Source organism: Gemmatimonadaceae bacterium, from assembly GCA_035633115.1.
GTDB lineage: Bacteria > Gemmatimonadota > Gemmatimonadetes > Gemmatimonadales > Gemmatimonadaceae > UBA4720.
The window spans coordinates 514,540-540,166 of record DASQFN010000047.1 but is presented as its reverse complement, the minus strand read 5'-3'; the positions used below and the strand labels follow the sequence as shown (position 1 = coordinate 540,166).

Annotated in this window: 18 protein-coding genes and 2 rRNA genes; 15 read left to right on the top strand and 5 right to left on the bottom strand. The window is 61.1% G+C overall.

The window, feature by feature from the left end:
* The 5 genes from VES88_07075 to VES88_07055 form a co-directional block, all read left to right on the top strand.
* Positions 1-420 (top strand): 23S ribosomal RNA (locus tag VES88_07075); the annotation flags it as partial.
* 131 nt (positions 421-551) lie between these two features.
* Positions 552-668, top strand: a 5S ribosomal RNA gene (rrf, locus tag VES88_07070).
* 109 nt (positions 669-777) lie between these two features.
* Positions 778-2,847 carry a hypothetical protein gene (locus VES88_07065; protein ID HYN81246.1) on the top strand — a complete coding sequence of 690 codons (2,070 nt, stop codon included), beginning with the start codon at positions 778-780 and terminating at the stop codon, positions 2,845-2,847.
* Entirely contained in the window at positions 2,844-4,619 is a 1,776-nt protein-coding gene (locus VES88_07060) for a sulfatase (protein HYN81245.1), read from the top strand. Before VES88_07065 ends, VES88_07060 begins: the two co-directional genes overlap by 4 nt.
* Positions 4,620-4,828: 209 nt before the next feature.
* On the top strand, positions 4,829-6,211 hold the full coding sequence (locus tag VES88_07055; protein HYN81244.1) for a hypothetical protein: 1,383 nt from the start codon (positions 4,829-4,831) through the stop codon (positions 6,209-6,211).
* A 1-nt stretch (position 6,212) separates the two neighbouring features.
* Here VES88_07055 and VES88_07050 read toward each other — a convergent pair whose 3' ends face one another.
* Positions 6,213-8,231, bottom strand: coding sequence for a glycosyltransferase family 39 protein (locus VES88_07050; protein ID HYN81243.1), 2,019 nt, complete (start codon positions 8,229-8,231; stop codon positions 6,213-6,215).
* 57 nt (positions 8,232-8,288) lie between these two features.
* Between VES88_07050 and VES88_07045 the strand changes: the two genes are divergently transcribed.
* The 5 genes from VES88_07045 (at position 8,289) to VES88_07025 (ending at position 16,156) form a co-directional block, all read left to right on the top strand.
* Complete coding sequence (locus VES88_07045) at positions 8,289-10,196, top strand: sulfatase (protein ID HYN81242.1); 1,908 nt, start codon at positions 8,289-8,291, stop codon at positions 10,194-10,196.
* 360 nt (positions 10,197-10,556) lie between these two features.
* The gene (locus VES88_07040) at positions 10,557-12,425 is read left to right on the top strand and encodes an alkaline phosphatase family protein (protein HYN81241.1); all 1,869 of its coding nucleotides are present in this window, start codon (positions 10,557-10,559) and stop codon (positions 12,423-12,425) included.
* Entirely contained in the window at positions 12,422-13,888 is a 1,467-nt protein-coding gene (locus VES88_07035; GenBank protein HYN81240.1) for an alkaline phosphatase family protein, read from the top strand. The genes VES88_07040 and VES88_07035 overlap by 4 nt, the downstream gene beginning before the upstream one ends.
* On the top strand, positions 13,885-14,757 hold the full coding sequence (locus VES88_07030; protein HYN81239.1) for a decaprenyl-phosphate phosphoribosyltransferase: 873 nt from the start codon (positions 13,885-13,887) through the stop codon (positions 14,755-14,757). The genes VES88_07035 and VES88_07030 overlap by 4 nt, the downstream gene beginning before the upstream one ends.
* Positions 14,744-16,156, top strand: a complete 1,413-nt coding sequence (locus tag VES88_07025; protein HYN81238.1) for a flippase — start codon at positions 14,744-14,746, stop codon at positions 16,154-16,156. Before VES88_07030 ends, VES88_07025 begins: the two co-directional genes overlap by 14 nt.
* Here VES88_07025 and VES88_07020 read toward each other — a convergent pair.
* From VES88_07020 to VES88_07005, 4 genes are read right to left on the bottom strand one after another with little or no spacing between them, the layout of a single operon-like run.
* The gene (locus VES88_07020; protein HYN81237.1) at positions 16,153-17,580 is read right to left on the bottom strand and encodes an FAD-dependent oxidoreductase; all 1,428 of its coding nucleotides are present in this window, start codon (positions 17,578-17,580) and stop codon (positions 16,153-16,155) included. The two genes, VES88_07025 and VES88_07020, sit on opposite strands and share 4 nt — an antisense overlap.
* 4 nt (positions 17,581-17,584) lie before the next feature.
* A complete protein-coding gene (locus tag VES88_07015) occupies positions 17,585-18,550 on the bottom strand; it encodes a lysylphosphatidylglycerol synthase transmembrane domain-containing protein (GenBank protein ID HYN81236.1) in 966 nt (321 codons plus the stop codon).
* On the bottom strand, positions 18,547-19,476 hold the full coding sequence (locus tag VES88_07010; GenBank protein ID HYN81235.1) for a glycosyltransferase family 2 protein: 930 nt from the start codon (positions 19,474-19,476) through the stop codon (positions 18,547-18,549). Before VES88_07010 ends, VES88_07015 begins: the two co-directional genes overlap by 4 nt.
* A complete protein-coding gene (locus VES88_07005; GenBank protein ID HYN81234.1) occupies positions 19,476-21,017 on the bottom strand; it encodes a glycosyltransferase family 39 protein in 1,542 nt (513 codons plus the stop codon). The genes VES88_07010 and VES88_07005 overlap by 1 nt, the downstream gene beginning before the upstream one ends.
* Before the next feature lie 71 nt (positions 21,018-21,088).
* Here VES88_07005 and VES88_07000 point away from each other — a divergent pair, with 71 nt between their 5' ends.
* The 5 genes from VES88_07000 (at position 21,089) to VES88_06980 (ending at position 25,622) form a co-directional block, all read left to right on the top strand.
* Positions 21,089-22,675 (top strand): hypothetical protein, encoded by a 1,587-nt coding sequence (locus tag VES88_07000; protein HYN81233.1) that lies wholly within the window; start codon positions 21,089-21,091, stop codon positions 22,673-22,675.
* Between the two features lie 3 nt (positions 22,676-22,678).
* Positions 22,679-23,587, top strand: coding sequence for a GTPase Era (gene era / locus VES88_06995; GenBank protein ID HYN81232.1), 909 nt, complete (start codon positions 22,679-22,681; stop codon positions 23,585-23,587).
* Positions 23,584-23,751 carry a Trm112 family protein gene (locus VES88_06990; GenBank protein ID HYN81231.1) on the top strand — a complete coding sequence of 56 codons (168 nt, stop codon included), beginning with the start codon at positions 23,584-23,586 and terminating at the stop codon, positions 23,749-23,751. The genes era and VES88_06990 overlap by 4 nt, the downstream gene beginning before the upstream one ends.
* An 89-nt stretch (positions 23,752-23,840) precedes the next feature.
* Positions 23,841-24,794 (top strand): PorV/PorQ family protein, encoded by a 954-nt coding sequence (locus tag VES88_06985; protein ID HYN81230.1) that lies wholly within the window; start codon positions 23,841-23,843, stop codon positions 24,792-24,794.
* The gene (locus VES88_06980; protein HYN81229.1) at positions 24,795-25,622 is read left to right on the top strand and encodes a hypothetical protein; all 828 of its coding nucleotides are present in this window, start codon (positions 24,795-24,797) and stop codon (positions 25,620-25,622) included.
* Positions 25,623-25,627 lie beyond the last annotated feature (5 nt).

Here is a 25,627-nt window from a genome sequence, read left to right as displayed (position 1 = left end):
GCGGTTTGGCACCTCGATGTCGGCTTATCACATCCTGGGGCTGGAGCAGGTCCCAAGGGTCCGGCTGTTCGCCGGTTAAAGTGGTACATGAGCTGGGTTCAGAACGTCGTGAGACAGTTCGGTCTGTATCCGTCGTGGGCGTTGGAGGTTTGAGGGGTGTGGACCCTAGTACGAGAGGACCGGGTCGAATTGCCCGCTCGTGTGCCGGCTGTGGTGCCAACTGCATCGCCGGGTAGCGAGGGCAAGCGAAGATAACCGCTGAATGCATCTAAGTGGGAAGCTTCCCCCAAGATGAAACCTCCCTGGAGCCTTGAGCTCCCTGAAGGGCCGGGAGAGACCATCCCGTCGAGAGGTCGCACGTGGAAATGGAGCAATTCATTCCAAGCGCAGCGATCCTCATCGCCCGTGAGGCTTGATCTTCAATTTATTGTCTCCGGTTAAATGCCGGAGCAATTCCAAGGCAAAGCAATCGCGCAATCAACGAACACTGGTTCTTAAAAAAGAACACGATCACTGCTATCCATCCGTCTGTCATTCGGCGATCAGATATCGCTGGCGACTAGAGCGTAGGGGCCACACCCGTTCCCATTCCGAACACGAGCGTTAAGCCCTACAGCGCCGATGGTACTCCGTCCGAGAGGACGCGGGAGAGTAGGCCGTCGCCGGCACCCATTTGAAAAGGGCGTCATACCATTCGGTGTGGCGCCTTTTTCTCGTTTCCGGTTCCCCCGAACGCGCGATGGCCAACGTTTGCATGACGTGCGAAGTTTGGGGGTAATGAAACGCTGGGCCGCCGGGAATTTGCAATCAAGCCTCGACATTCGTTCACTCGTCCGCCTGTCGTTCGCGCTCTCGCTGATGATGCTTCCGGTGGTGTTCGATCGAGGCGCGATTGCTGAAGCCGGCACGCTCTACGCGCTTGGAGAAGCGTCCAACCCTTACTGGGTTCCATCGCACGGTCTCCTGCTCTATGTGCGAGCTCCACTCGTCGCGCTGAGCGCGTGCGTCCTGGTGATGAGCCCAGGACTTCTGCTTGCGATCGCAGCGGGCATGGCACGAACCATCGAGATCTGGATCCTCTCAGCCCTGATGCTGAGCATTATCAGCGTCAGTGTCGCCGTAGGCCTGGCGCAATCGATGGCCGGAGTTCCGCTCACGGGGTGGTACTTTATCGCCATCGTGGCGGCGACCACGATTGGGTCCCTTGGCGTCGCATGCTGGCGAGTTTTTAGGACGGACGCGTCTCCACCGCCCTGGACCACCGAGCGCGCGGCGACCTCACTCTGGATCATCGCATTTGTGGCGTATGCGACTCTCGTCGTTCTCGCGCCAAAATTCTACTGGGACAGCTTCAACGGAGACGGCGCCGGGTCGTTCGAAGCCGTGCGGCTCCTTCTGTCGCAGCCGGTGCCATTCTGGGATGAAGCTGCCGCCAGGCCGTGGCCGGGCATCACTTCGATGCTGTTCGCTTACCCGGCATCATGGTTCATCCGACTTTTCGGGGGTCCCGAGGCGTCAGTGCGTTTGCCATGGGTGCTCTACCTCGTCGCACTTTATTGTTCCATCGTTGCCCTTGCCGAGGTCAGGCTCCGCCGTTTGAGCGCTCTTGCGTTGTGGCTGATCGCGCTGGGTCTTTCGGTCTATGCCACGACGATGGCATTCAGCGCCACGTACAGCCCCTATTGGGCCGACATCGCAATGCCTGCGACTCAGGACACGCTGATGATGGTCGTGTTCTTCACCTACATACTGTTCTTCCTGACCGCCCACTCGAAGTGGATGGCGCTCGCACAGCTGCTGGTGTTCGTATCACTACCGAGTGGACAGCTCTTGATTGGATTGTGGCTCCTCGCGGCCTGGCTGAGGATTCGTCCGCGCCCATCGCGCGCGATCCTTGAGTCAGGCGCGGTACTGATTGCGTGTCTGGCCGCTTCCACCGTGGTACCGCGCCTCCTTGACGCTTTCGGCCTTCCCACTCCGGGCGGGGAATATGGAATCGGCTATCTGGTTCGGACTTACTCAAGCCTCGCGTTGACCGAGTGGGGGCGCGTGCTCTTCATGGTCGTCCCGGCAGGGATCCTACCCGCGATCGCGATGTTCGCGTGGCGTCGTCACGATGAGGTAGGCCAGGCCCTCGTCATCGTCTGCATCGGATACTTCATCATAAACTACGTTCAGGGGTATACGTCGCTCCATCATTTCGTGCCGTCAATGTTGCTTCCGCTGGTAGTCTTCTGGCGCGCGGCCGAGCAGCCCGGATGGCAGCGACCCGCTCTGATGACCGCCGTGGCAGCGTCGAGTCTGGTTGCTCTAGCGCTATCGCTGCCGCGTAACGCGCGGCCTCACCTTGTCTCGCGCGATATCGGCCTCACAATCGAGGACCGCGTGCGTGGTTATGATCGGTCTGCACCCGAAACTTTCCGGCGGGGCAAACTCCTCAGTCGGGTCTTTCCGTACGACTGGGACCGGCGGGTGCCGAAAGAGAGCTTTGGGGGATCGCCGCCCACCTGGATCTACTACGCCAACCACCGACCTCCGTCAGCAGCTCCGCCGAATTACGTGCTTCAAAAGCCCACCGATCCGCGTCCGGCAGGAATGAAGCTGATCGCTCTGGATTCTCTTGGAGCTCTCTATGGTCGGAGCGACGTGCTCCATGCCTTGAATTTGGCGCAGAGACCGCCGGCACCGGGGGGCAGCCCGATCTACGATGTGCCTCGCGATGTCCTGTTCCCGACGGCAGAAGCGCACCATGTGACCCGCCGCTTCAGTATGAAGCGGGCGCTCGGCGCAATCGGCATAGATGCTGAAAAACTTGCAACTCGAATGGGAGTGAAGCGCCCCGAATGACGTTCTCGATCCGCAACGCCAACATCACTGCGATCGCAATCTGGATCGGAGCAATTTTCGGCATCGTCGAAGGTGGTGTGCTCGCAGTGACCCGTCAGTTTCCCACAATCGGAGCCCCCTACAAGACTTCAGTGCACGTGCTCTGGGTCGCTCCGTTTCTGAATGTCCTCCTTTTCCTCGCGTTGGCCGGTGTGCTCAGGGCAATCCTTTTCGCATTTCGTCGAGTGAAGCGTCGATCCCTGCCAGCCGACGATCCGGGCTCACGCTCCGGTCATCTCGAATCTGACGTCCTCATCGCCGTTGCGGTCTTCACGTTCCTTGGAGTCTTCGGCGTGATTTCGGCACCGAGAGTGCTCCATCCGGCGAGTGCCGCGATCCTCGCCGCTGGCGGCGGGATCGCGGCATTCCGCGCTAGTCGCGGTCATTACGCGCTGGCGACGAAGCTTCGAAAGTTTGTGATGGCGATTCCGGTGCTCCTCGGCTCACTCATTCTCGGAACGGCGGGCGCTCTGCGGGCCGGCGAGGTTTTTCGTGGAGAGAGACCGCCGGCTCAAGGCATTCTCAACGTGCTGCTTGTCGTTCTGGACACGGTCCGCCGGGATCATTTCTGGTGGGCGGGAGGCACCTCATTCACGCCGAACATCGACGCATTCACGTCGCGTGGCGTTCGCTTCGACGACGCGTGGTCCGTCTCATCCTGGTCACTGCCGGCTCAGGCATCCATCCTCACCGGAGTTTACCCGCATGAGCACGGTGCGGATTGGCCTTCACTCGCCCTAAGCGATCGCGCGTTGACCCTCGGCGAGTACTTCTCGCGGCGGGGGTATGACACTGGAGCGTTCTCGAGCAACTCTTCCTGGATCACTCCCGAGTACCTCGGCCGTGGATTCGACCGCTTTGACGTCTATACTCTCGAAGATCATGTCAGGAGGACGGCGTACGGGCGTCTGCTCAGCGCGGCATCGCGCTTCATCGGCCTCCACTATGCCGGACGCGGAAGGCCCGCGTCCGACGTGAGCGCGGACCTGCTCGACTTTGTCGGCGAACGGCGCGACAGGCCGTTCTTCGCGTATGTCTGCTACATGGACGTCAATCGCGCTTTCCACCATCGGCAGCTGAATCATCCCTTCTGGGAGAAAAGGGCGTCGGTTGAAGAGGTGGTCAGCGCATACGCGAAAGGGCTTCGAACGCTGGACGCGGACTTCGGGGACCTGATCGCAACCCTTGAACGCCGTGGCCTGCTGGAGAACACGATTGTGGTGATCACGTCGGATCACGGAGAGTCGTTCGGAGCCCGACACGCAGCAGATCGTGATCCTGCCGGACACGGAACGAGCCTTTTTCCCGAGCAGACGCGCGTGCCTTTGTTCGTCGTGTTGCCCTCGGCCATCAGGAACCACCGAGTAGTCGCACGCACGGTGTCAGTGCGCGCCATTCCGGCCACTGTCTCCTTCCTCGCCGGTGATTCAACGCCGCAATTCGATGGCCCGCCGCTCATCACAAACGACGGGGACATTACCAGCGCGGGAGGCGATACCGCGGCACTCGCGACCTTACACTACGACAATCGAAACTCCATCGCGTTCGCGACGGGAGGATGGGAATACCTTCGTGACGGCCGCGGTGGTCGCATGGCCGAGCATTTGATCCGGGTACCGTTGCGCCCCGACGACACGCATCTGTCACCGCAGCCATCGATTTCGACTATGAGGGCAGGCATCGCCGAGCTTCTGGCAGCGAACGTCACTGCAACCCAGGCCGGATCGCGATGACCGTGCCCGAAGTCAGCGAGGCGTACGCGGGAGAGTAGGCCGTAGCCGACACGTCATTGACAAACGCCACTGGGAGTTCTCGACTGGCCGTTGTCTTTCCACCGAATTAGGGTTCGCGCTTCGCGCGCTCGTGCCAATGAGAACGCGGCGTTAATATCCGATGAACAATCGCACCTGCGGCTTCTGATACCTGGCTGGAGCAATCTCGCGTGTCGATACTGATGCACAAGCTCGTCACTGTGCCAGCCTGCGCGCTGAGCTGCGCGGTGGCATTCACGGCGGCATGCGACGGCAATTCAACGCCCCCGGAGCACGCCGGTCGGGCGATTGTGACGATCGATACGCTGGCGCGATTCCAGACGATGAGCGGCTGGGAGGCGACCGCGCAAGCCGGCCAGGCCGATCCACGATTCGAAGAATTCAAGAACCCCCTCTTCGATCAAGCGGCCAACGCCCTTGGTATCAACCGCCTCCGACTCGAGATCGTCGCCGGGGCGGAAAACCCGGTGGACTATACGGTTTCTAAGGCAACTACACGGCGGTGCGCGCGCTGGCTTACGGTCAACGACAACGACAATCCGCAAGTGATAAATCCAGCTGGCTTCCATTTTTCGGTTTTGGATTCGACGGTCGTCCGAGTGGTGCTGCCGATGAAGCAACGTCTCGAGGCGCGCGGCGAGCGGCTGTTCGTGAGCCTGAATTACGTGGCATTTCTCCGTCAGTGCCCGCCGCCCGTCTACGTACACGCTCAACCTGCAGAGTATGCCGAATTCATTCTGGCGACCTTTCTCCATCTTCGGGACAGGTTTGGCTTCGTCCCCGACGCCGTGGAGATCATTCTCGAACCGGACAACGTGGCCGTGTGGAGTGGTGGCGCGCTGATCGGGCAGGCAATCGTCGCCACTGCTGACAGACTTGCTGAAGCCGGTTTCCGTCCGATATTCGTCGCGCCATCAACGAAGGTCCTCTCGCGGGGGATCGAATATCTCGACGAGATTTACCGTGTACCCGGCGTTCAGTCTTTCCTTAAAGAGCTGTCTTATCACCGGTACGGGGGCGCGTCCGAGGCAGATCTCGCTCTAATCGCTCAACGCGCCAGGTCTGCAGGGGCTCGCACAGCGATGCTCGAGCACATCGGGAGCGACGTCGAGGATCTGTACGCGGACCTGACTGTAGGCCAGGTGTCGGCCTGGCAGCAGTACACCCTGGCCTTCCCGACGGAGGACAACGGTGCACAACTTTTTCGGATCGTCGACGGACGTCCTGTAGTGGGCAGCCGCACGCGTTACCTGCGTCAGTACTTTCATTATGTCCGCATGGGCGCGCAGCGCCTGGGAGCACAGAGCGCCTCATCCAATGTCCGGGCGGTGGCTTTTGACAACGCGGACAAGAATCTCGTCGTCGTTCTTCACGCGGACAGACCCGGTCGTGTGGAAGTTCGAGGGTTGAGGCCCGGCAGGTACGGCGCGAGCGCGACGACCAGGAGTGTAACCTGGGCTGAACTGGGAACTCAGGTTATTGAAGGAGGCGGCGCGCTCACGGTGACCATTCCTGCCGCCGGAGTAGTCACGGTCTATGGCGCTAAACCTTGAACTACTTGTTCCCTGTTACACCATCCGTTGATATGGGGCGGCGGGCAACGGCATAGCCGGCCCCGGTAATCGACGGCCCCCGGAGGATCCACACGGGACGATCCGGAAAAGCGGCGATTGCGTCGGCCGCGATTTGCGGAGTGCGAGCCCAGGCGTAGACAGGCGCATCGCCCTCGAGTGCAGGCGGTTCATACGCGGCAGCCGACGCGAAATCGGGATGCCGCTCCCCCTCGATGAGCACGAGACTCCTCCCGAACCCGAGCTCCTTCGCGAGCTGCGGCACGTCCGGTCGCATGCCGCGGTAATGATGGTACTTATCGATGGCGCGCCACGGCACGAAGGTCACCGCAGACATCACACACAGAATCGCGGCAACGGAAAGCGACCGCGCTGAGCGCACTGGGAAACCGCTGTCGTCTGGTGTGGCGCTCGCGCCGGCTGCTTCAATACCTCGTGCAGTCAGTGCCACCAGCGGTAGGATCATGAGAAACCAATAGCGTGCCCCGAAATCCGGGCCACCGCTGAACCAGTAGAGGCTCAAAGCGCACAGTATTCCAGGAATGGCCACGATCATTTTGTAATCACTCGCGTGAAGCTTTCCGGAGAACAGCGCCAGGATGAACACCAGAGATCCGGCGGCCCAGCCAAAAAGTTCGACATTCACCGCAAAGAGGTTGAGTGCGGCGTTGATCGCCACGTCGGCTGCATCGTGCCCGTGAAATGGGTCGAGCCCGGTCCACCCCCAGCCGCGGTCAGGTCCAAACCCGAGATCGTTCGAGCCTGGCGCGTAATGGCTTGATACATAGGCGGTCAACGGAAGCTCCGTCATGCGTCCCGTCAACGCTTTGTTGTACGGCAACACTAAAGCGCCGACAACGACGCTTCCCGCCACTATGAAGGCTGTGCCCACTATCCGATGTCGTGCGGCGCGAGTCGTCAGCGTCCACAGCGAGAGCAGGATCAACATAAGCAGGCCTTCGAGGGGTCTTGTGAGGCTGAGTATTCCGACTGCTGCGCCCCCGATCCATGCCCAGCGAAAGCGCCCCGTTCTGATCAACCGCGCCGCGGCGAGAGCTCCGACAAGTGCTGCCGTCAGACTGAAAGTGTGCGTCATGAAATTCATTCCCATGAACAGGTACCATGGCGATACGCACAACAGGAGGAGGGCAAGGCGCGCGGTGCGACGCTGGTACATCTCGCGGAGAAAGGCATAAGCGACGACGACGTTGATGCCCGCGAGAAGGGGATTGACCAGCCACGGAAGGTTCACCCGACTGCCAATTGCCAACACCGCAGGCCATCCCGGCGGCATGGAGGAAAACCATTGCGTGGGCGTCAGCTGCATCAGGTCCACGTCGAACGCTGCCGGCACAGGCGGCGCCGGCATGTAAAGCATTCCGGCGGCGAAATACCTTGCGTTGAGGACGTAGGCAACCTCGTCAGGAATGTGGGGGTGACGCTCATACGAAACGACGCTCAGAATTGCCGCAACAATCGTCACGATGACGGCCTGCACGAGTGCGAATCTGTCCTGTATTTCCGGTGTTGGACGTGAATCGCCTGAATCAGCGCCAAGCACTGTTGCGGCGCGTCGCCAGAACGAGTGGAGCGCGGGCATCGGAAGAGCCAGCACCGCCATCACAACAGTGATGAACGCAGAAACTTGAACCAGAGCCGCCATGGCCAGCTCGAACGCATACGCCTGGAGCGATCGCGACAATGCGGCGCTCGCGAGAACGAATACCAGCGTCATGCACACCAGCTTCCCGGCCGAGAACGTAGTGCGAAGCCAGTTTCGTATCGCCGGCTGTGTTGTCATTGCGATCGAGCAGATCAGCGCCTGAACGACGATGATCGCCAGAAAGCCTACACGCTCCCGCGACAACAACATGCCAGGTGCTACGTAATGTTGATACCTGACCGTTGGGCCGGCCTCGACCAGCTGCAGCGCCGCGGCCTGGCCTACAGCTCCAAGGACGAGCCATGCGGCGCTCCGGGTGACGCCGGCAAATGCGCTCATGTTATGCTTTAGCACCCGAGCTGGAAGAGTGTCCCGTCAAACGTGGAGTACAAGTCTTTGAGCGAAGCAGTCGTCGATGGAGGAGACGCGGTCGAACCTAACGCAAAGACGGCAAGCGCGCCGCACAGCCTCGCGTCCGATCCGCCGTGGAAGCGGGGAGGCGACTTCGTTGTGTTGGGAGTGCTTTTCGGTGTTGTAACGGGCCTGGCTGAGTTCGCCCTCAGATGGTTCATCGCTTTCGTGCTCCATCAACCCTCGCACCATGATTTCGGGGTGGACCTCCTATGGATGCTGCCAGCCGCCAATCTGCTTCTGCTCGGTGGCGTCGGCGCGTTCTTTGGAGTTGCCAGTACCCGCTGGCGCGGCGACTGGCTTGGACGCGCTGCACTGGCTGCGTTCACCGCAGCCGCTGTTCTGGCAATGCTGTTTCATTTTCGGATGCTTCACGAGGTCGTGAGTGCAGTCCTCAGCGCTGGCATCGGAGTTCGTTTCGCTGACGTAATCGGCGGAAGGCGCGATCGAATCGGACACGTCGCGAGGCGGCTGACGTGGCCGGCCGTGGGTGCCGTCGGACTGATCGCCTTTTCAATGTTCGTGACGCGTGCGTTGATGGAGCGTCGCGCACTTTCGAAGCTGGGCCCGGCGCCGGCAAATGCAGCGAACGTTCTAATCGTCGTGCTGGATGCGGTGCGCGCGCCGAGCCTCAGTGTTTATGGATATGGACGCCGAACAAGCCCGGAGCTCGAGCGGTTTGCCGCACACTCCGTAAAGTTCGAAAGGGCGATAGTGACGGCGCCGTGGTCCCTGCCGTCGCATGCCTCCATGTTCACTGGGCGCTACGCGCACGAACTGTCGGCAGACTGGGACGTTCCGCTCGACGCCACGTATCCCACTCTGGCTGAAGTCCTGCGTAATCGCGGTTATGCGACCGCAGGATTCGTGGCGAACAACTTCTACGGTAAGCCGGAGTTCGGCTTGAGCCGCGGCTTCCTGCACTACGAATCGCGCAAATTCGGCTTTGCGGCGATCATCGCGACGTCGAAGCTCGGTGACGCGCTCGTCCGAGCTATCAATCGCCTGACGACGAGCTATCACCGGCCGGGACGGATGGCTGCGCCTGAAGTGAACCGGCGATTGCTGGACTGGGTTCCATCCCGCGGGTCACGGCCTTTCTTCGTTTTCGTGAACTATTTCGATGTTCATACGCCCTATGTCGCTCCACCGCCGCACAACCGCCTGTTCTCCGGTACGGAGCCACCGACGCGAGAGATGCGTGAAGGCCACAGGAAAACGAGTGCGGAGCTCGAGGGACTTCGTGACGCCTATGACCAGTCGATCTCGTACGTCGATAGTCAGCTCGGCATCCTTCTCAAGGGACTGGAGACCCGAGGCGCGCTCGCCAATACCCTGGTCATCGTCACTTCAGATCACGGTGAAGAGTTCGGCGAACATGGCTGGGCAGGTCATGGCAACGGACTCTATCTGCCGGGGCTGCACGTCCCCCTGTTGATAGCCTTTCCGGGCCGCATTCCCGGCGGCACAGTCATCGGTGATCCGGTGACGTTGCGTGATCTGCCGGCAACAGTGTTGGATCTTCTGGCCCCAGGACGCCAAGGTGGCCTGCCCGGCAACTCGCTTGCGTCACGATGGCGCTCGACGGAGAGTGTGCCGGGCATTCCGGTATCTCCCGTCTTGACCGGAGTCACCGGCCCGGAGAACGCTCCGTCCTGGTATGCAGTGGCGAAGGGGGACATGAAGTCGATCATCGTCGGAAAAAACCACTACATACGGAACGGCGACGGACGCGAGGAGCTATTCGACATCGTTGCCGATCCTTGGGAAACGAGGGATCTGGCCCGAGCGAAGAATGGCAACGCAGAGCTGGCGATCGCTCGTCACGCGCTCGATTCAGCAATCCGAACCGGGAGGCGCGTTATTGCAGACGATCGGGTGCCTCACCCCTGACCCGCCTGTGAGGCGCTCACGGCGCACCGTGGGCAGCCAAGCATAAGATGAGTAGGTTTGAGTCGGGTTGCGCAGGGCAGCCGGTAAGCCCTGACGCAATTGACGCTTGCACCATAAACAGCATCGGATCAGCCGAAGACGGGGAGATTCACGATGTACATAGGGCCTGACACAGTTCTTCCCTTTGCCTCCGCTATCGCAGCGATAACGGGGTTCATACTGATGTTCTGGCGTCGCTTTGTCGGACTGGTGCGCGGCGGGTACTCGGCAGTCAGGCGCAGATTTTCGGGCGACGCTTCCAAAGAGTGATCGCCGGCCCCGCGTTTTTCTGAGTTGCGTGCCAGCCGGATGATCACGCAGGTGAAGAAAGTGATCGTGATCGGGCTCGACGGGCTCGAGCCGAAGATTGTCGAGCCGATGCTGGAGCGGCGGGAGCTGCCAAACCTCGCGAGGCTCCGCGATCTCGGTGGGTATTCGCGGGTGCGGACTACATATCCGGCGCAAACACCGGTTGCATGGTCCAGCTTTGCGACCGGGACCAACCCGGGGGGGCATGGGATCTTCGATTTCATCCGGCGCGATCCGCAGACGTATCTGCCTGACCTGGCGCTCAACAGCTACGAGCAGAAGAGCCCGTTTCTTCCGCCAAAGGCGGTCAACCTGAGGCGTGGCGTGACGGTATGGAACCTTCTCACCGAAGCGGGGATTCCGTCGGTGGTGCTGCGGTGCCCCTGCACTTACCCCCCGGACAAACTCGATGGTCGAGCGCTCGCGGGCATGGGCGTTCCCGATCTGCGAGGCGGGCTCGGGACGGCAACGTTCTACACCTCGAAACGTGGTGTGAAGGCGGGCGAAAGCGAGAACGTCATCGAGCTCCCGAGCGAAGCGGACGAGACTTTGGTAACCCACGTCATAGGCCCGAGGAACCCAAAGCGTGACTCCGGTCAGTCGCCCGACCTGCGGTTTGAGATCAGGCTGGACGTTGAGCGAAGCACGAATCGGCTGTTGGTGGAGTCGAGCGGTGAGCCGGGGAAGCTCGAGGTGCGCCAGGGGGAATGGAGCGAGTGGCTGAAGATCAAATTCAAAAGCGGGATGCTTCAGTCGGTCAGGGGAATGCTTCGGTTTTTTCTCGTGCGCCTCGAACCGGACATCGAGCTCTACGCATCGCCGGTCAATTTCGATCCAGCAGCGCCGATGTTTCCGATAAGCTCACCGTGGGAGTATGCGGGTGAGCTCACGCGCAGTGTCGGCACTTTCCACACGACAGGCATGGTGGAGGACCACAACGGTCTCTCTAATGGTCGCTTCGGCGAAGCCGCGTACCTCGATCAGTGCGAGCAGGTAATGCGGGAGCGAGAAGCGATGATGCTCCACGAGCTCGAGCGTCTCGATAACGGATTTTTCTTCTGTCTCTTCGACACGCCCGACAGAATTCAGCACATGTTCTGGCGGTTTCGCGAGCCGGATCATCCCGCGAATGCATCCGACGGCAGCGGGGAAAATCCGGTCGATTTTACGCATGTGATTGAGGATCATTACCGCCGGTGCGACGAGGTCGTTGGAAAAGCGATGTCTGCGTCTGACGAAGACACGCTTTTCATCGTGCTGAGCGACCACGGGTTCAACAGCTTCCAGCGCGGAGTCCATCTGAACAGCTGGCTCCGGGAGAACGGCTTCCTGAAGCTTTGCGACGGGGTCTCACCAGGCGAAGAGGCTGGAGATTTCATGCGCAATGTCGACTGGGCCGGAACACGCGCTTATGCCTTGGGCCTCGGAAGCATCTACCTCAACCTCGCCGGTCGGGAGCGGGACGGGATAGTTACCCCTGAGGACGTGGGGTCAGTCATGTCTGATATCAGGCGCGGCTTATCGGGATTTGCTGATCCCGATCGCGGAAGCGTCGCGATTCGGAGCGTTTCGTCTCGGCAGGAGGTGTACTCGGGAGCGTACTCGGCCGAATCGCCGGATCTGGTCGTCAATTTTGCGGAAGGATACCGCGTGTCGTGGGCAACCGCCCTCGGCGGCGTCCCCACCGGTCTCTGCGAAGACAACGTGAAGAAGTGGGGCGGCGATCACATCATCGATCCAACTCTGGTTCCCGGCATTCTCTTCATGAACCGGCCGTTCGACGGCGACTCCGCCCGTCTCGTCGATCTCGCGCCGACGATACTCGACGCCCTCGGCTTGCCGAAAGGCGCGGCGATGGAAGGGAAGTCGCTCCTTACATGAAGATTCTGGTGATCGGTCTCGACTGCGCCGCACCCGAGCTGTTGTTCGGCAACGAAAAGCTGACAAACATCCGCCGACTGATGGCAAGTGGCTGCTATGGCAGGCTGGAGAGCGTAATTCCCCCGATCACGATTCCCGCATGGCAATGCATGGTCACCAGCCAGGACCCTGGATCACTCGGCGTTTACGGTTTCCGCAACCGTGCCGATCACACGTACGCGAACCTTTCGATCGCAAACTCGAGATCGTTCAAGGCAATGACGATCTGGGATCATCTGGCCCTCGAGGGAAAGAAGGCGGTGCTGATCGGTGTGCCGCCGTCGTTCCCTCCGCGGAAGGTCAACGGAATCTGCGTGGGATGCTTCATGACGCCGAGCGTGGATGAGGAATACACGCATCCTCCGGCGGTGAAGGACGAGATAAAATCACTCGTCGGTGAATACATGGTCGACGTCAAGGGCTTCCGGACGGACGACAAGGAATGGCTGCGCGACCAGATCTTCGAGATGAGCCGCCGGCAGTTCACGGTGGTGCGGCATTACCTGAAGAACGCGGAGTGGGACTACTTCCATTTCGTCAACATCGCTCTCGACCGGGTGCATCACGGCTTCTGGAAGTACATGGATCCGAAACACCCCGACTACGAGGCCGGCAACCCGTATGAGACGGTGATCGCATCCTTCTACGCTCACCTCGATGAAGAGATCGGCATGCTGCTGGAGCTGCTCGATGACGACACAGCGGTGCTCGTTGTTTCCGACCACGGTGCACAGGCGCTGCAGGGCGGATTCTGCGTCAACGAGTGGCTGGTCGAACAGGGGCTGCTGACGCTCGAGAGCTATCCCGACGCAGTGACTCCGTTCGGCGAGCTGAAGATCGACTGGGGTCGCACGAAGGTGTGGAGCGAGGGTGGCTATTACGCGCGTGTGTTCTTTAACGTGAAGGATCGCGAGCCGCAGGGCGTCATCGAGCCCGATGAGTACGAAAGCTTTCGCGACGAGATGAAGCGGCGGTTCGAAGCGGTGGCGGGCCCGGACGAAGAGGAGCTCCGAACTCTGGTCTTTCGCCCGGAAGAGATCTATAGAGAAGTGCGGAACGTCGCGCCTGATCTGGTCGTTCACTTCGGCGGTCTGGATTGGCGATCGATCGGCGGCGTAGGTTATCGCGGCCTTGTTCACCTGCGCGAAAACGATTCAGGCCCCGACCACTGCAATCATGCGCAGTTTGGCGCGTTTGTCCTGGCTGCGCCGAATGTCCCAGAGCTTGGTGAGATAAAGAATGCCAAGCTTCTGGACATCGCGCCTACGCTGATGGAGGTCGGCGGATATGAGATACCCGATTCGTTTCAGGGCCGTTCGCTCTTTGGCGGATCCCTGGCGGGAATCTCCCATCAACGCGCCACATCAGCCGATGCAGAGGAAGCAATTCGCGAGCGACTGAGCGGGCTCGGATACATCTCATGAGCGCGGACTGGCTTCGTCTTTTCAGGCCGGCCCACTGGATAAAAAATCTGTTCGTACTCGGGCCGCTTCTCTTTTCCGGCAGGGCGTTCGATCCACCGGCGTTGACGCAGGCACTTCTGGCATTCGCGGCGTTCTGCCTTGTGTCGAGCGGCGTCTACGCGATTAACGACGTGATGGACCGGGACGCAGACCGCATTCATCCCATCAAACGCGCGCGCCCTGTTGCAGCGGGCCGCATCGCCACAAGGAGTGCAATCTTCGGCGGCCTTGCGCTGATTCTCGCGGGTCTCGCGCTCGCGTCGACGGTCAGTCGATCTGTTGTGTTGTTCATCTCGCTCTATGTCTCGCTCAACGTCCTCTATATGTGGCGTCTCAAGGAGGTCGTTGTTCTCGACGTCTTTGTGATCGCCTCGTTCTTCGTGATTCGGCTTCTCACGGGTGCAGCAGCGGTCGACGTTGAGCCCTCGGTGTGGCTTCTACTGTGTGGCGGCCTGCTCGCGTTGTACCTCGGATTCACGAAGCGACGGCATGAGCTGGTTCTGTTGGGGGACGAATCGGCGGGCCATCGCGGCGTGCTGGCTCAATACACGCCCGCGTTCCTGGATCAGATGTCGATGGTGCTGCTGTCGGTGACGGTCATCTGCTACATCATGTACACCCTGGAGTCGGCAACGGCGAATGCCGTCGGCACGAACCTGCTCAGCTACAGCGCGGCGTTCGTACTCTACGGCGTATTTCGCTACCTGTTCCTGGTGCACCAGCGTGAAGGCGGCAGTCCAACGCACACGCTTCTCAACGACCGGCAGCTTCTTCTTGTAGCGACTGCCTGGTTGGTGTATTGCGGGCTGGTGATCTATCGTCCGCTCTAGCGATCCAATCGTACCACGATTTCTGGCGCTCACGTCGGCCGAGGGCGGAGCGCGTATCATCGCTTTTGCGGGCACCGTCTACCTCGCCCGTACACTTGGCGCGGATTTATACGGAACGATCAGCTTCTCGACAGCGATTCTGATCTATCTTGCCCGAATTGTCGACGGCGGAATAGACCTCGGCATTGGAGTTCGCGAGATGGCTGCCGATCCGGAAGCTACAATCGCGCGAGCGCCCTCGCTCATCACGCTTCGCCTTGCGGTTGCGGTGGTACTCGCCGCGATTGTAGCAGCCGTCGCGATCATCCTCCTTCCTCATCCCGACGATCTCGTGCTGGCCATGTTCGCCCTGACGCTCATTCCGGTGGGAGCGAGCGCACGCTGGATATTGGTTGGACTGGAAAGGACGCACGTGGTTGCAGCAGCACGGGCAGCAGGAGAGGCGATGATGGTCGTGCTCGTCATCGTGCTCGTTCGGAGCCGCGCAGATCTATTATTTGCCCCAGTCTCGCAATTCATCGGAGATGCCCTTGCCGCTGGGATACTCCTGTGGTGGGTGGCTCGGCAGGGTATTCGTCTTCCCATCACATTCGACTGGACGGCGGTTCGTCCTCTCGTCACCCGCGCGGTACCACTCGTAGGCAGCGCTCTGCTCGGCCTTCTCATCTACAACTCGGATCTGATCTTTCTGCGGTTCCTGCGCGACCGCGAATCCGTCGGGCTATACGCCGTAGCATATACACTGGTGAGCTTCATAGCCAATCTGGGTGCAGCGTATTTTCTCACGCTGCTGCCCGGTCTTACGAGAACAAGTGCCGTACTTGCGGATCATCAAGAGGTTTATCACACCGCGACCGCTCACGTCTTCGCCGTCGGGCTGCCAATCGCGGTTGGCGGAGCCCTATTGTCGGCGCAGATAATCGAATCGATTTTCGGGAGCGGTTACACCGAATCTGCGCCAGCTCTGCGGATTCTCGTATGGGCAATCCCCGTATCCCTGCTCAGGGACGTTCCGGTAATGGCACTCCTCGCACGCGGACGAGAGGATAAGATTTTTCGTCTCACGGCATTGGCGGCATCGCTCAGCATAGTGCTCAACCTGCTGCTCATTCCGCCGTTTGGATTGGCAGGGGCCGCGGTGGCGACAGTCGTGACGGAAACGGCCAGGATGATCGTCGCCGTGTTAGCAGTTCGCGAATACGGAATTCCCGTGACAATCCTGAGTCGATTCTGGAAGGCAACAGTAGCGGCAGCCGTTATGGCGACGATGCTGATCGTCATCGCACCGGAAACGCTTTGGATCGCGGTGCTGACGGGCGTGGCTGGATATGTGGCGACGCTGGCATTGCTCGGCGGAATTTCTCTGCGCCGCGGAGGATTACCCTCGCTGAACGTCTAGTCTTCCACCACATGAGTGGCGAACACGCGCCGGTAGTCACGCCATTTTGCGCGATCGAACACCCCCTCGGCGAGGCAATCCACGGCGCTGTAAGCCATGAAAAGCGCGTGGTGGGTGTTGTCGTGGGCGAAGAGCCCTTGTCGGCCGTATGTCAGAAGATCAGGAAGCGACTCGGCCCATGAGTCGAGCGTCTCGAGCGGTGCTTCGTATCCGCTTTCGTAAATCGGATAGGCGTGCCGTAGCCGTTTGACATGCACCGCCACTGGCTCAGCCGGCAGTGGAATGCCGGCGCGATCCAGGTCGCTCGCAACGAGCTCGCCGAGCGCGGCATCGCTCATGTTCCACCAATGGTCATCGACAGAGCAGGGCAGCTCCGCGCAAAGTGTTGTTCGTCCGCGCGGCTCGTCGCTCGCCGAGTAATTCTTGGGCTCGGAGAGGCGCGTGATCACTACATCGGCGCCCGGAAAGTAGTGCGCGTCATATTCAGTGAACCGGTCTGTCGGGACCCCGAGATAGATCAACAGCATTGCGCGATACTTGATCCCGCCGGCTGCGTCGAGGACAGCCGGATCCGGCTCCGGGCCAATGAGACGCGAAAGCAACGTGATCGGAATCGTGGACCACACCTGGTCTGCCTCCATCGCTACGGAGCCATCGTTCCGAATTGCGGTCAGGTTCCAGCCTGCATCAGCGCCTTCGCTTCGCCGGATGGATATAACTCTGGTTTGCATGAGAAACTCGGCGCCGAGCTCGTGTGCCGCTCGAGCGTAGGCCTCACTGATCTGGCCGTATCCCCGGCGCGGATAAAAAAAACGACCCGTACTCTTTGATCTGATGCCGGGAATTCCTGAAAAAACCTTGCGAATAAGTTTGCCAAACGACCCTGCGGACACGCGACGCCGCGCCTGAATACCTGAAAGCTCGTCGGGCTCGAGCCCCCAGATTTTCCTGGCATAAGGAAAGTAGAATTCTTCGCAGATCGTCGGGCCGAGGCTGGCAAGCAGCACAGATGCGAACGTGTCATCGGCTTGTCGCGCGCGGCGTGTGACCCTGCCGATAGTCATATCCCGCAGCGCCCGCACTGCAAACTTCCGGTCGAGTTTCAGCAGCAGATCAAGTGGCGCGAGTGGAAAGTGGATCCACTTGCCACGGAGTCGTATGCGTCCGTGGCGCGGCCGATTGAGGAGATCGTCGCCAAGGAGCGTGCGAATATCAGCGAGAATTGCGGGGTCGCAGGAGGGGTGAAGGCGATGGCTTCCATAGTCCAGCCGCTGTCCGCCCGCGTCGAAGCTTCCTGCGTTTCCTCCCACCACCGCTTGTTGCTCGATGACGGTGACGCGTGCCCGGTCCTCACGGCGAAGACGATATGCCGCTCCAACGCCGGCCGGGCCGGCGCCGAGGATTACTATGTGTGGCTTCCGCATCGGATCAACCGGGTGCGACCGGCGAGACTGCATTGACAGTCGAACGCGACTCGGCAGTGTCGCATCTCGCGATGATCCACCACACGGCGCCAGCGAGAAGGCCGCCCGCAATCAGCACCGACTGCCACACAAGCGACGCCAGGATGCCGAGCGCGACCGGTACACGGAGCGGAACAAGGAGCGCGGCAAAGGCAGCGTCGCGCACCGCGAGACCGCCAAGGCTGATTGGCAAAAGCCCGGCGACCTTTGCCAGCGGCCAGACGACGAACCACACGGCGAGCGAAACATTGATTCCGATCGCGCGTCCGATGGCGACATTGAGCAGCACGAATGAGCTCTGAATTATCACGGACAGCGTCAATGAAATGAAGGCGCTTCCGGGATTGCGCGCGACGCTCCTCAGCGCAACGAGGCCGCGGCCGATCCGGCGCCGGAAACGGCGGGGCCATTGCTCCAAAGGTCGTCGGACCAGCAAAGGCAGAAAAACCACAACTATCAGAGCGACAACGAGAAGGGAAATCGTCAGCGCGCCACGGCCCCATGCCGGAATAGCATCTCGCGCAAAGACTCCGCCGACCGCGATAAGGAGTCCGAGAGTCGCCACATCGATTATCCGATCGACCACGCCCGCGAGCACCGCTGCTTCCGGACTTCGGGTCACCCTGGCGGCGAGAGCCGCGCGCAACACATCACCTCCGACGATGCTTGGCAGGCACAGATTTGCGAAGAGGCCCGCCGAGTAGCACCGCACGGCATCGAGCATTCGGAGCGGTCGGCCGCCGTCGACGTTCACAAGCACGCGCCATTTCAGCACACCGAGGAAATGGCCCGCGATGAACCCTGCGAGCGCCCCCATCCATAATGAGAATGGTAGTCGACCGATCGCGGCTCGAGCGGTGTCCCAGGGGAGGAACAGGAGCAGGAGCAGAAGCAATCCGCCGCTCACTGCGATCCTGAGCCAGAGCTTCATTTTCGGTGCGAAGCTATGCGGGCATTCTGATCGGCGAGGAGCCCGACAGACCAGATGATGAGTGCGCCGAGCAGCGCGAGAACCGCGCTTTCCGAAAGATTGTTCTTCGTGAGGTCATACGCGAATTTCGCGAATCCCGCGAGAGCAAGCACAACGCCGAGCGGAATGAAAACCTTCAGAGGATTGAAGAAGACGATGGTGCGGAGAATGAGTATCGTGAAATCGTAGGCCTGTCGCGGGCGGATCTTCGATTTTCCGAGACGCGTGTGATAGTCGATTGGAACGTATTCGACCTGATGGTCATTGCACGCGGCGGCAAGGGTAATCGTCGTGGTGAATGAGAAGCCGGAGGGTAACAGGTGCTCGTAACGCTCCACCAGATCCTTTCGCATCAATCGCAAACCGGAATTGAGGTCGGGCAGGTCTGTGCCCGCGAGGTAGCTCGCCAGCCAGCGGAGGAACGACTTTGCTGCCTTCCTTTCGACGGGTATCTGAACTGATGCGCCGATTCGGGCACCGACAACCATTTCGGCGCCCGCAGCGACGGCAAGCAGCTCGGGAATCGCCGAAGGAGGATAGGTTCCGTCCGCGTCGGTGATGAGGATCCAGTCGTAGCGTGCCGCGTGGATTCCGCTCTTGAGTGCCGCCCCGTAACCCCGATTTCGGCGGTGACGAAGCACCTGCGCTCCCTCTCCCATCGCAGCCTGCTCGGCCGTGCCGTCGGTGGAGCCGTCGTCGACGACGATTAGCTCATATCGCCATCCGCTGTTTTCCATCACGTCGCGCACGCTCTTGATCTGCGACGCGACATGTGCGGCCTCGTTGTATGCCGGGATTACGACCGACACCTCGCGCCGCAGGGCGCGGTCGCGCGGGTCGAGTATCTTCTCGACGATTCCGACGCTGCTCTGTTCCGGCTCGCGCATTATCTCGTCATCACAATGATCTCGCCTCCGGCAACGGTACCGGGGAATTCAGCGGCTTTGGTGTAATTGCTGCGGATATGGGCAAGCAATTCGGGATTGATAGCGGCGACTCGCACTGGAAAGGTAAGTAGAACGAACGTCCGCGCATGTTGCGTCTCGATTGCAGCCAGTTGCTCGCGGTTGAGCGCGAGCATCCACGGGCGGCCAAGATAGTCGATGAACGGTACCTCAGTCATATCGACCGTGACGACGGCATCGCCCGGACGACTCGTGCGATCCACGAAGCTCCGCGCGGCGAGATAATCCTGCTTCGGCTGCCACGCTCGAGGCACTGTGGTGGCGCTCGCGAGGACGAGTAGCCCGGCACCGCCGAGCGCGAGCGCACGCGCTCTCGACGGCCACAGGATTTTCGCCACGACGAATACACCGCGGATCACGATCAAGGCGCCGAAGCCAGCTGCGAAAAAAAAGAATCTTGGCCAGAGATTGTGCCCTGCGACGAGCATGACCGCTCCCGTCACGATTGCGGGAAGCAGCATCAGAGCGGTTAACGCCCGGGTGCGCCGCGCATAGCTGACGAGTCCGCAGAGACCGATGATTGCGGCCACGCCTAATGTCAGCCAGCCACCGGGAAGACCGCGGGCTAGCCCCTGGATTGTTTCCGCAACGAACCACAACGGGTTCATCCATTCTGCCGTAGCACCGCCGACCGAGGGCGCAAGCAGCGTCGGGACGAGCTGAGACAAAACCGGCAAGTAGAGGAGCAGGCCAATGACGGCGGAGAGCGCGAACGCGATGAGCGGAAGCCATGCTTCCGGCCAGGCCGGCTTTTCGCGCCGCAAAGTCACCAGCCCGAACCACCAGATCGCGTGGCCGATAACGATCAAGGCTGCAGTCATATGGATGTAAACGGCGAGCGCCATGGTCACCGCGTACGCCACCGCAGGCCCGGGCCTCCGTGTGGTTGCGGTCGTCATTTTCACGAGCAATCCGCTTGCAATCAGAGTGGCGAGCATCAGCCCCGTATAGCCGCGCGCATTCTGCGAAAACCACACGTGATGGTACGAGAAAGCGAGCAGCGCGGAGGCGGCGAGCGCTTCGGCGCGCGAACCGACGATTGCGCCGAACCAGGCGAGTGCTCCAATGCTGGCGACGCCGAGGAGTGCCGCAGGCAGCCTCAGGGCCCAGGCGCTCTCGCCGAAGATTCCCGTGCTCCAATGCGCGAGCACCGAGTAGAGAACGTGCTGATTCCTGTTGTCGAAGATGCTGACGAGGTCAGTAAATGGACGACGGACGTAATGAACGAGCGTGTCGATCTCGTCGTACCACAGTCCGTCACCCAGATCATACAACCGCACAATCAGCGCACCGACGAGAACGATTGCGAGGATCGCTCCGAAGCTCCTGGGAGACACATCCGGATCCGACGGGGCGAGCTGAAGAAGCGGACCGCGGCGGCTGCCGGTGGGGATCGCGGATGATGTGGCTGCCGCCGGCTCCTCCCCTACAGAGCGTGGCTGTTTTGTGAGGATGCCCGTCACGGGAGCACAAGATGATGCTGGTCTCCTCCGGTGTCGAGACACGATGCAGATGGTAGATTCGACAGCTCTACATGAGCCGATCGTCCGGAGGCACCAAGCGGTCGCCGCGACTGTCCGTCGCGGCGCGGTTGTTCATCACAGTCTGGATCGTGTACTCGATCCACTTCGCCTCCAATGTCGTGCGCGAGACCTACCTGGCAATCGCGCTCGGCGAGAAGCTCTCGGTTCGTGTCGACGAGTACCTCGGTCTGCACCCGGATCTCTTCGAGATCCCGGGCAAGGGCTCATACATCAACAGCAATCCAGGCGCGTCGATGCTCGGCGCGATTCCGTACGCGATAGCCCGTCCCGTCATCGCAGGAATCTTCCGTGCGAAGCCCGAGCTCGCTCGTCCGAAGCCGGCGGCAACCTACGCCGATCCGCGCCCGAACAGAACGACGTTTATGAACGAGTCGCGGCGCAGGGGGCTCGACGTGAAGCTGGCGCTCGCCGCGGCGAGCATGCACGCCGGACTCATGGTTCCGCTCGGCGCACTCGGCGCGCTGGTGATGTTTCTGTTCCTCCGCGCGCGACTTCGCGATGAGCGCAAGGCATTGTGGCTCTCTCTGCTTTACGCATTCGGAACGCCGATCTTCTTTCGCAGTGCGTTCCTCAACCAGAACGCAATCGTCACTCATGCGGTGCTGATCGCGTACGTGCTGGTTGTTGGTCTTCGCCCCTCCGCGAGCAGCTCGGCCGAGGGTCGTGACTCCGAGGAGGCGCCGAAAAATCGTCAGGACGCGCGGATTATTGGCGCGGGGGCGCTGCTTGGCCTTTGCGTGCTGTGTGATTACAGCGGTGTCGCACTGGCTGTTGCGTTCGGCGTGTGGTGCATCTGGGAAGGATGGCGGCGAGGCGGGAAAACGCTCGCATTCAGGTGGCCTCTCCTGTTGATTGCCGGCGCTCTCGGGCCGCTGCTGCTGCTGAGCATCTACCAATGGGCCGCGTTCGGAAACCCATGGCTTCCCGCGCAGGCATACATTCCGGCGACAGAATTCAGCGTGCGCGGCTGGCACGGCTTCACGATCCCGAGCCTCAGCCTGCTGTCTGGGAATCTTTTCGATCCAGAGTACGGGCTGTTCGTCTTTTGTCCGATGCTGCTGGGCGCGCTGGCCGCGCCTTTCATCCGCGGCCGCGAGCGTGACGGCGGACCCGCGCCAAGCGAGCTGGCGTTGATCTTCGCTGGGAGCGCGGCGCTATACGTGTTTGCGAGCTCGGTACAATTCGCCGCCATGCAATTCAACACAGGCGTCCGCTACATGGTTCCGGCCGTTCCGCTCCTTTTCATTGCGCTGGTTCCGGTGCTTCTTCGGCTGCCGTGGCGGGCGGCCGCAGCGCTCGTCGTGCCGGCCGTGATCATCTCGTGGGCCGTTGCGATGACCCGGGAAGCAGTCCCCACAGCCTTGGCGCGCATCTTTACGAGCGGCCTCGAGCTCCCATGGCTGACGGTGCTTCGCAAGATGTCGGGAGCGTATGCGCCGTTCCTTGCAGCCAATCCGTCCCCGATTCCGCTGTTCATTCTCGTTGGACTGCTCCTCTGGCTGCTATGGCGGAAGGCACCGCTTCCTGAGCGGGTGGCTAGGGTACGCACGGGGGCGGGCGGCTCGCCTTATACTTAGCCGATGGCCCCCGGCACCGACACACAATCCGGCACCCGCGCTGGAATCGTAACCGTGGCCGGCGCACCAAACGCCGGTAAATCGACCCTGCTCAACCGGATCATCGGGCAGAAGCTCGCGATCACAAGCCGCAAGCCGCAGTCCACTCGCGATCGCATCGTGGGAATCCACACCACCGCCACCGCCCAGATGATTGTCTTCGACACGCCTGGGCTCCTCGAGCCGGTGTACGCACTTCAGCAGTCGATGCGATCCACCGCGCTCGTTGCGCTGGCCGACGCCGACGTAATCGCCTACATATCCGATGCGACGGCCGGCTCGCCTCGGCCTCTGACGGAGGTAGCGGGACTGGATCACCCTCCGCGCGCGCCAGTCATCCTGGTGCTCAACAAGATCGACCTGCTAGCTGCTGCAGAACATCGCCGCCTGGCAGGGGAGCACCCGGATGCAGCTTTCATCTCTGCTGTCACCGGGGAGGGAATTCCGGAGCTTCTCGCGCGACTCGATTCTCATCTGCCGCAGAGTCCGTTTCTCTATCCCGACGACGAGATCAGCACGCAATCCGTTCGATTCTTTGTCGCCGAGCTCGTTCGCGAAACGGTGCTCGAGCAGCTGCACGACGAAATTCCATACAGCGTCGCCTGCGGCGTCGAGGAGTTCCGCGAGGGCCGCTCGCCTGTGTACATTCGAGCAGTGATCTACGTGGAGCGCGAAAGTCAGAAACGAATCGTCATCGGAGCCAGTGGCGCGCGCATCCGGGAGGTAGGGAAGGCAGCGCGCAAGAAGGTCGAGGCGTTCATTGGCGAAAGCGTCTACCTCGATTTGTGGGTAAAGGTTTTACCGAACTGGCGCCGGAGCACTACCGCGCTCGAGCGCCTCGGCTATCACATCGCAAAGGACAAGGGCGCATGAGTCTCGATCCTCAGCTTCTGGAAATTCTTGTTTGCCCCAAGTGCAAGGGCGATCTCGAGTATCGCGAGGCTGAAGCCAGCCTCATTTGTCACGCGTGCTCGCTGCGCTATCCCATCCGGGACGACATCCCGATAATGCTCATCGACGAGGCAACGCCGCTGTAGCGCTCGCTCGCGAGCGATATCGGCGCAGTGTGATGAACTCCTCTCTCGATCGTTGGCGCCGACGTTTGGCCGGCTTCCACAGGCATGTAGTGAGATCGCTCGTTGTGGTGGCGTTTCCGGCAGCCGCTGCGGAAGCGCAGACGGGTAGCAGCACCGACGGAGCGCTCTTTCTGCTCCTTCCGGTCGGCGCCCGTGCCGTCGGCATGGGGCAGGCGATGGTCGCCGAACAGCCGGGAAGTGAGGCCGTGTGGTGGAACCCTTCGGCAATCGCGCGCCAGAACAAGAAGGAGATCGGAATTCACCACTCGCAGACAATTGCGGCGACGGGCGACGCGATAACCGTCCTGTATCCAACGGCTGACGTCGGCGCTCTCGCCTTATCGGTGAACGTGCTCAACTTCGGGGACCAGCAGATAACGGATCCGGGAGGAGTGCCGATCGGCGTAGTTCTACCGCGCAACATTCTCTTCGCCGCCACGTACGGTGCCGCTCTCGGGAAGCGCGTAAACGCCGGCGTAACCTACAAGCGACTTCAATACCGCGTCGACTGCTCAGGCCAGTGCACCAACGTCTCGACTTTCACCGCGACCTCGAGCGCAGTCGACTTCGGGATGCAGTACGACGTTCCATCGGACTCACAGTTCGTGGTCGGTGCGGCGGTGAGAAATGTCGGCACGCGGCTGCAGGTGAACGACAGCGAGCAGGCGGACCCGTTGCCGACGCGCATCGAGCTTGGCGCGGAATACAAGGTTCCCTTCATCGCCGCCCTTGTTGCTGATACCGAGCTGCGCATCGCTGCCGCGGTGGTGTCGGACAAGGACATCGACCATCCTGCGGCACGGATCGGCGCCGACCTCGCTTACGAAAAAAACATTCATCTTCGAGGCGGCTATGTCGCCAACGACGCGAACGGCGCACGGACGGCGCTGGGATTTGGCGTCGTTGCAGGACGATTGATGTTCGACATTGCCCGCACGTTTGGCGGGCTGTCGGCGGACGCGGGCCAAACTCCGACCTATCTCTCGCTTCGTTACCTGTTCTGAATGCGAAGAACGGCTCGGACCGGATTCGTCCCTATTCTTGGTGTGGCATGTGCCGCTCTATTGCCGCTGAGCGCCGGCGGTCAATCGCTCGCGCAAGCCCGTGCTGGATTCGCGGTTTCTGCCGAATCGCCGGACCCGGCACCAGACCGCCGGGGACCGTCACTGGCTGCTGCGACGCTGGCATCAGCGGTTATTCCCGGTGCGGGCCAGGCGCTGCTGAAGAGTGGCCGTGCATTCATTTATGCCGGAGTCGAGGCACTCGGCTGGATTCGGTACTCCAGGCAAGAGAGCGATGGAAACAGGTTCCGCGACCGATATCGTGAGCTCTCGCGTGTCGCACGCGCCGCGTTCAATCCCGCCGGTCCAGGGGGCGACTGGGATTACTACGAACGAATGGAGAAGTTTGCCGCAAGCGGTGCCTACGACCGAGTTCCGGGAGGCGATCTCGACCCGGAGGCGGACCCGGCGACCTATAACGGTTCGATCTGGCTCCTCGCGCGGCAGACTTACTGGCGCGATCCGGACGCGCCCCCGGCTCCCTCTTCGCCCGAGTTTCAGTCGGCGCTTGCCTTTTACAGAACCCGCGCGGTTCCAACCGACCTGCAATGGTCCTGGATCGGCGCGGCCGAAGGATTTCAGCAGTATCGGCGTTCCGTGAGCGCGAGCAACGCCGCGTTCAAGCGCGCCGAGCAGACCGCGGGATTGATAATCGCCAATCACATCCTGAGTGCCGTGGACGCCTACGTCTCGGTTCGAATGCGCTTCAGCAGGGACGGCCGCAGCGGTACACGGCTGGGCTTCACACTGTTGGTACCGGGCGCTCATTGATCTTC

Bases quoted from the DNA above. Each gene is read 5' to 3' on its own strand.
- VES88_07065 (HYN81246.1), top strand. From the start codon at position 778: ATGAAACGCTGGGCCGCCGGGAATTTGCAATCAAGCCTCGACATTCGT.
- VES88_07060 (HYN81245.1), top strand. From the start codon at position 2,844: ATGACGTTCTCGATCCGCAACGCCAACATCACTGCGATCGCAATCTGG.
- VES88_07050 (HYN81243.1), bottom strand. From the start codon at position 8,231: ATGAGCGCATTTGCCGGCGTCACCCGGAGCGCCGCATGGCTCGTCCTT.
- VES88_07035 (HYN81240.1), top strand. From the start codon at position 12,422: ATGAAGATTCTGGTGATCGGTCTCGACTGCGCCGCACCCGAGCTGTTG.
- VES88_07030 (HYN81239.1), top strand. From the start codon at position 13,885: ATGAGCGCGGACTGGCTTCGTCTTTTCAGGCCGGCCCACTGGATAAAA.
- VES88_07020 (HYN81237.1), bottom strand. From the start codon at position 17,580: ATGCGGAAGCCACACATAGTAATCCTCGGCGCCGGCCCGGCCGGCGTT.
- VES88_07015 (HYN81236.1), bottom strand. From the start codon at position 18,550: ATGAAGCTCTGGCTCAGGATCGCAGTGAGCGGCGGATTGCTTCTGCTC.
- VES88_07010 (HYN81235.1), bottom strand. From the start codon at position 19,476: ATGCGCGAGCCGGAACAGAGCAGCGTCGGAATCGTCGAGAAGATACTC.
- VES88_07000 (HYN81233.1), top strand. From the start codon at position 21,089: ATGAGCCGATCGTCCGGAGGCACCAAGCGGTCGCCGCGACTGTCCGTC.
- era (HYN81232.1), top strand. From the start codon at position 22,679: ATGGCCCCCGGCACCGACACACAATCCGGCACCCGCGCTGGAATCGTA.
- VES88_06990 (HYN81231.1), top strand. From the start codon at position 23,584: ATGAGTCTCGATCCTCAGCTTCTGGAAATTCTTGTTTGCCCCAAGTGC.
- VES88_06980 (HYN81229.1), top strand. From the start codon at position 24,795: ATGCGAAGAACGGCTCGGACCGGATTCGTCCCTATTCTTGGTGTGGCA.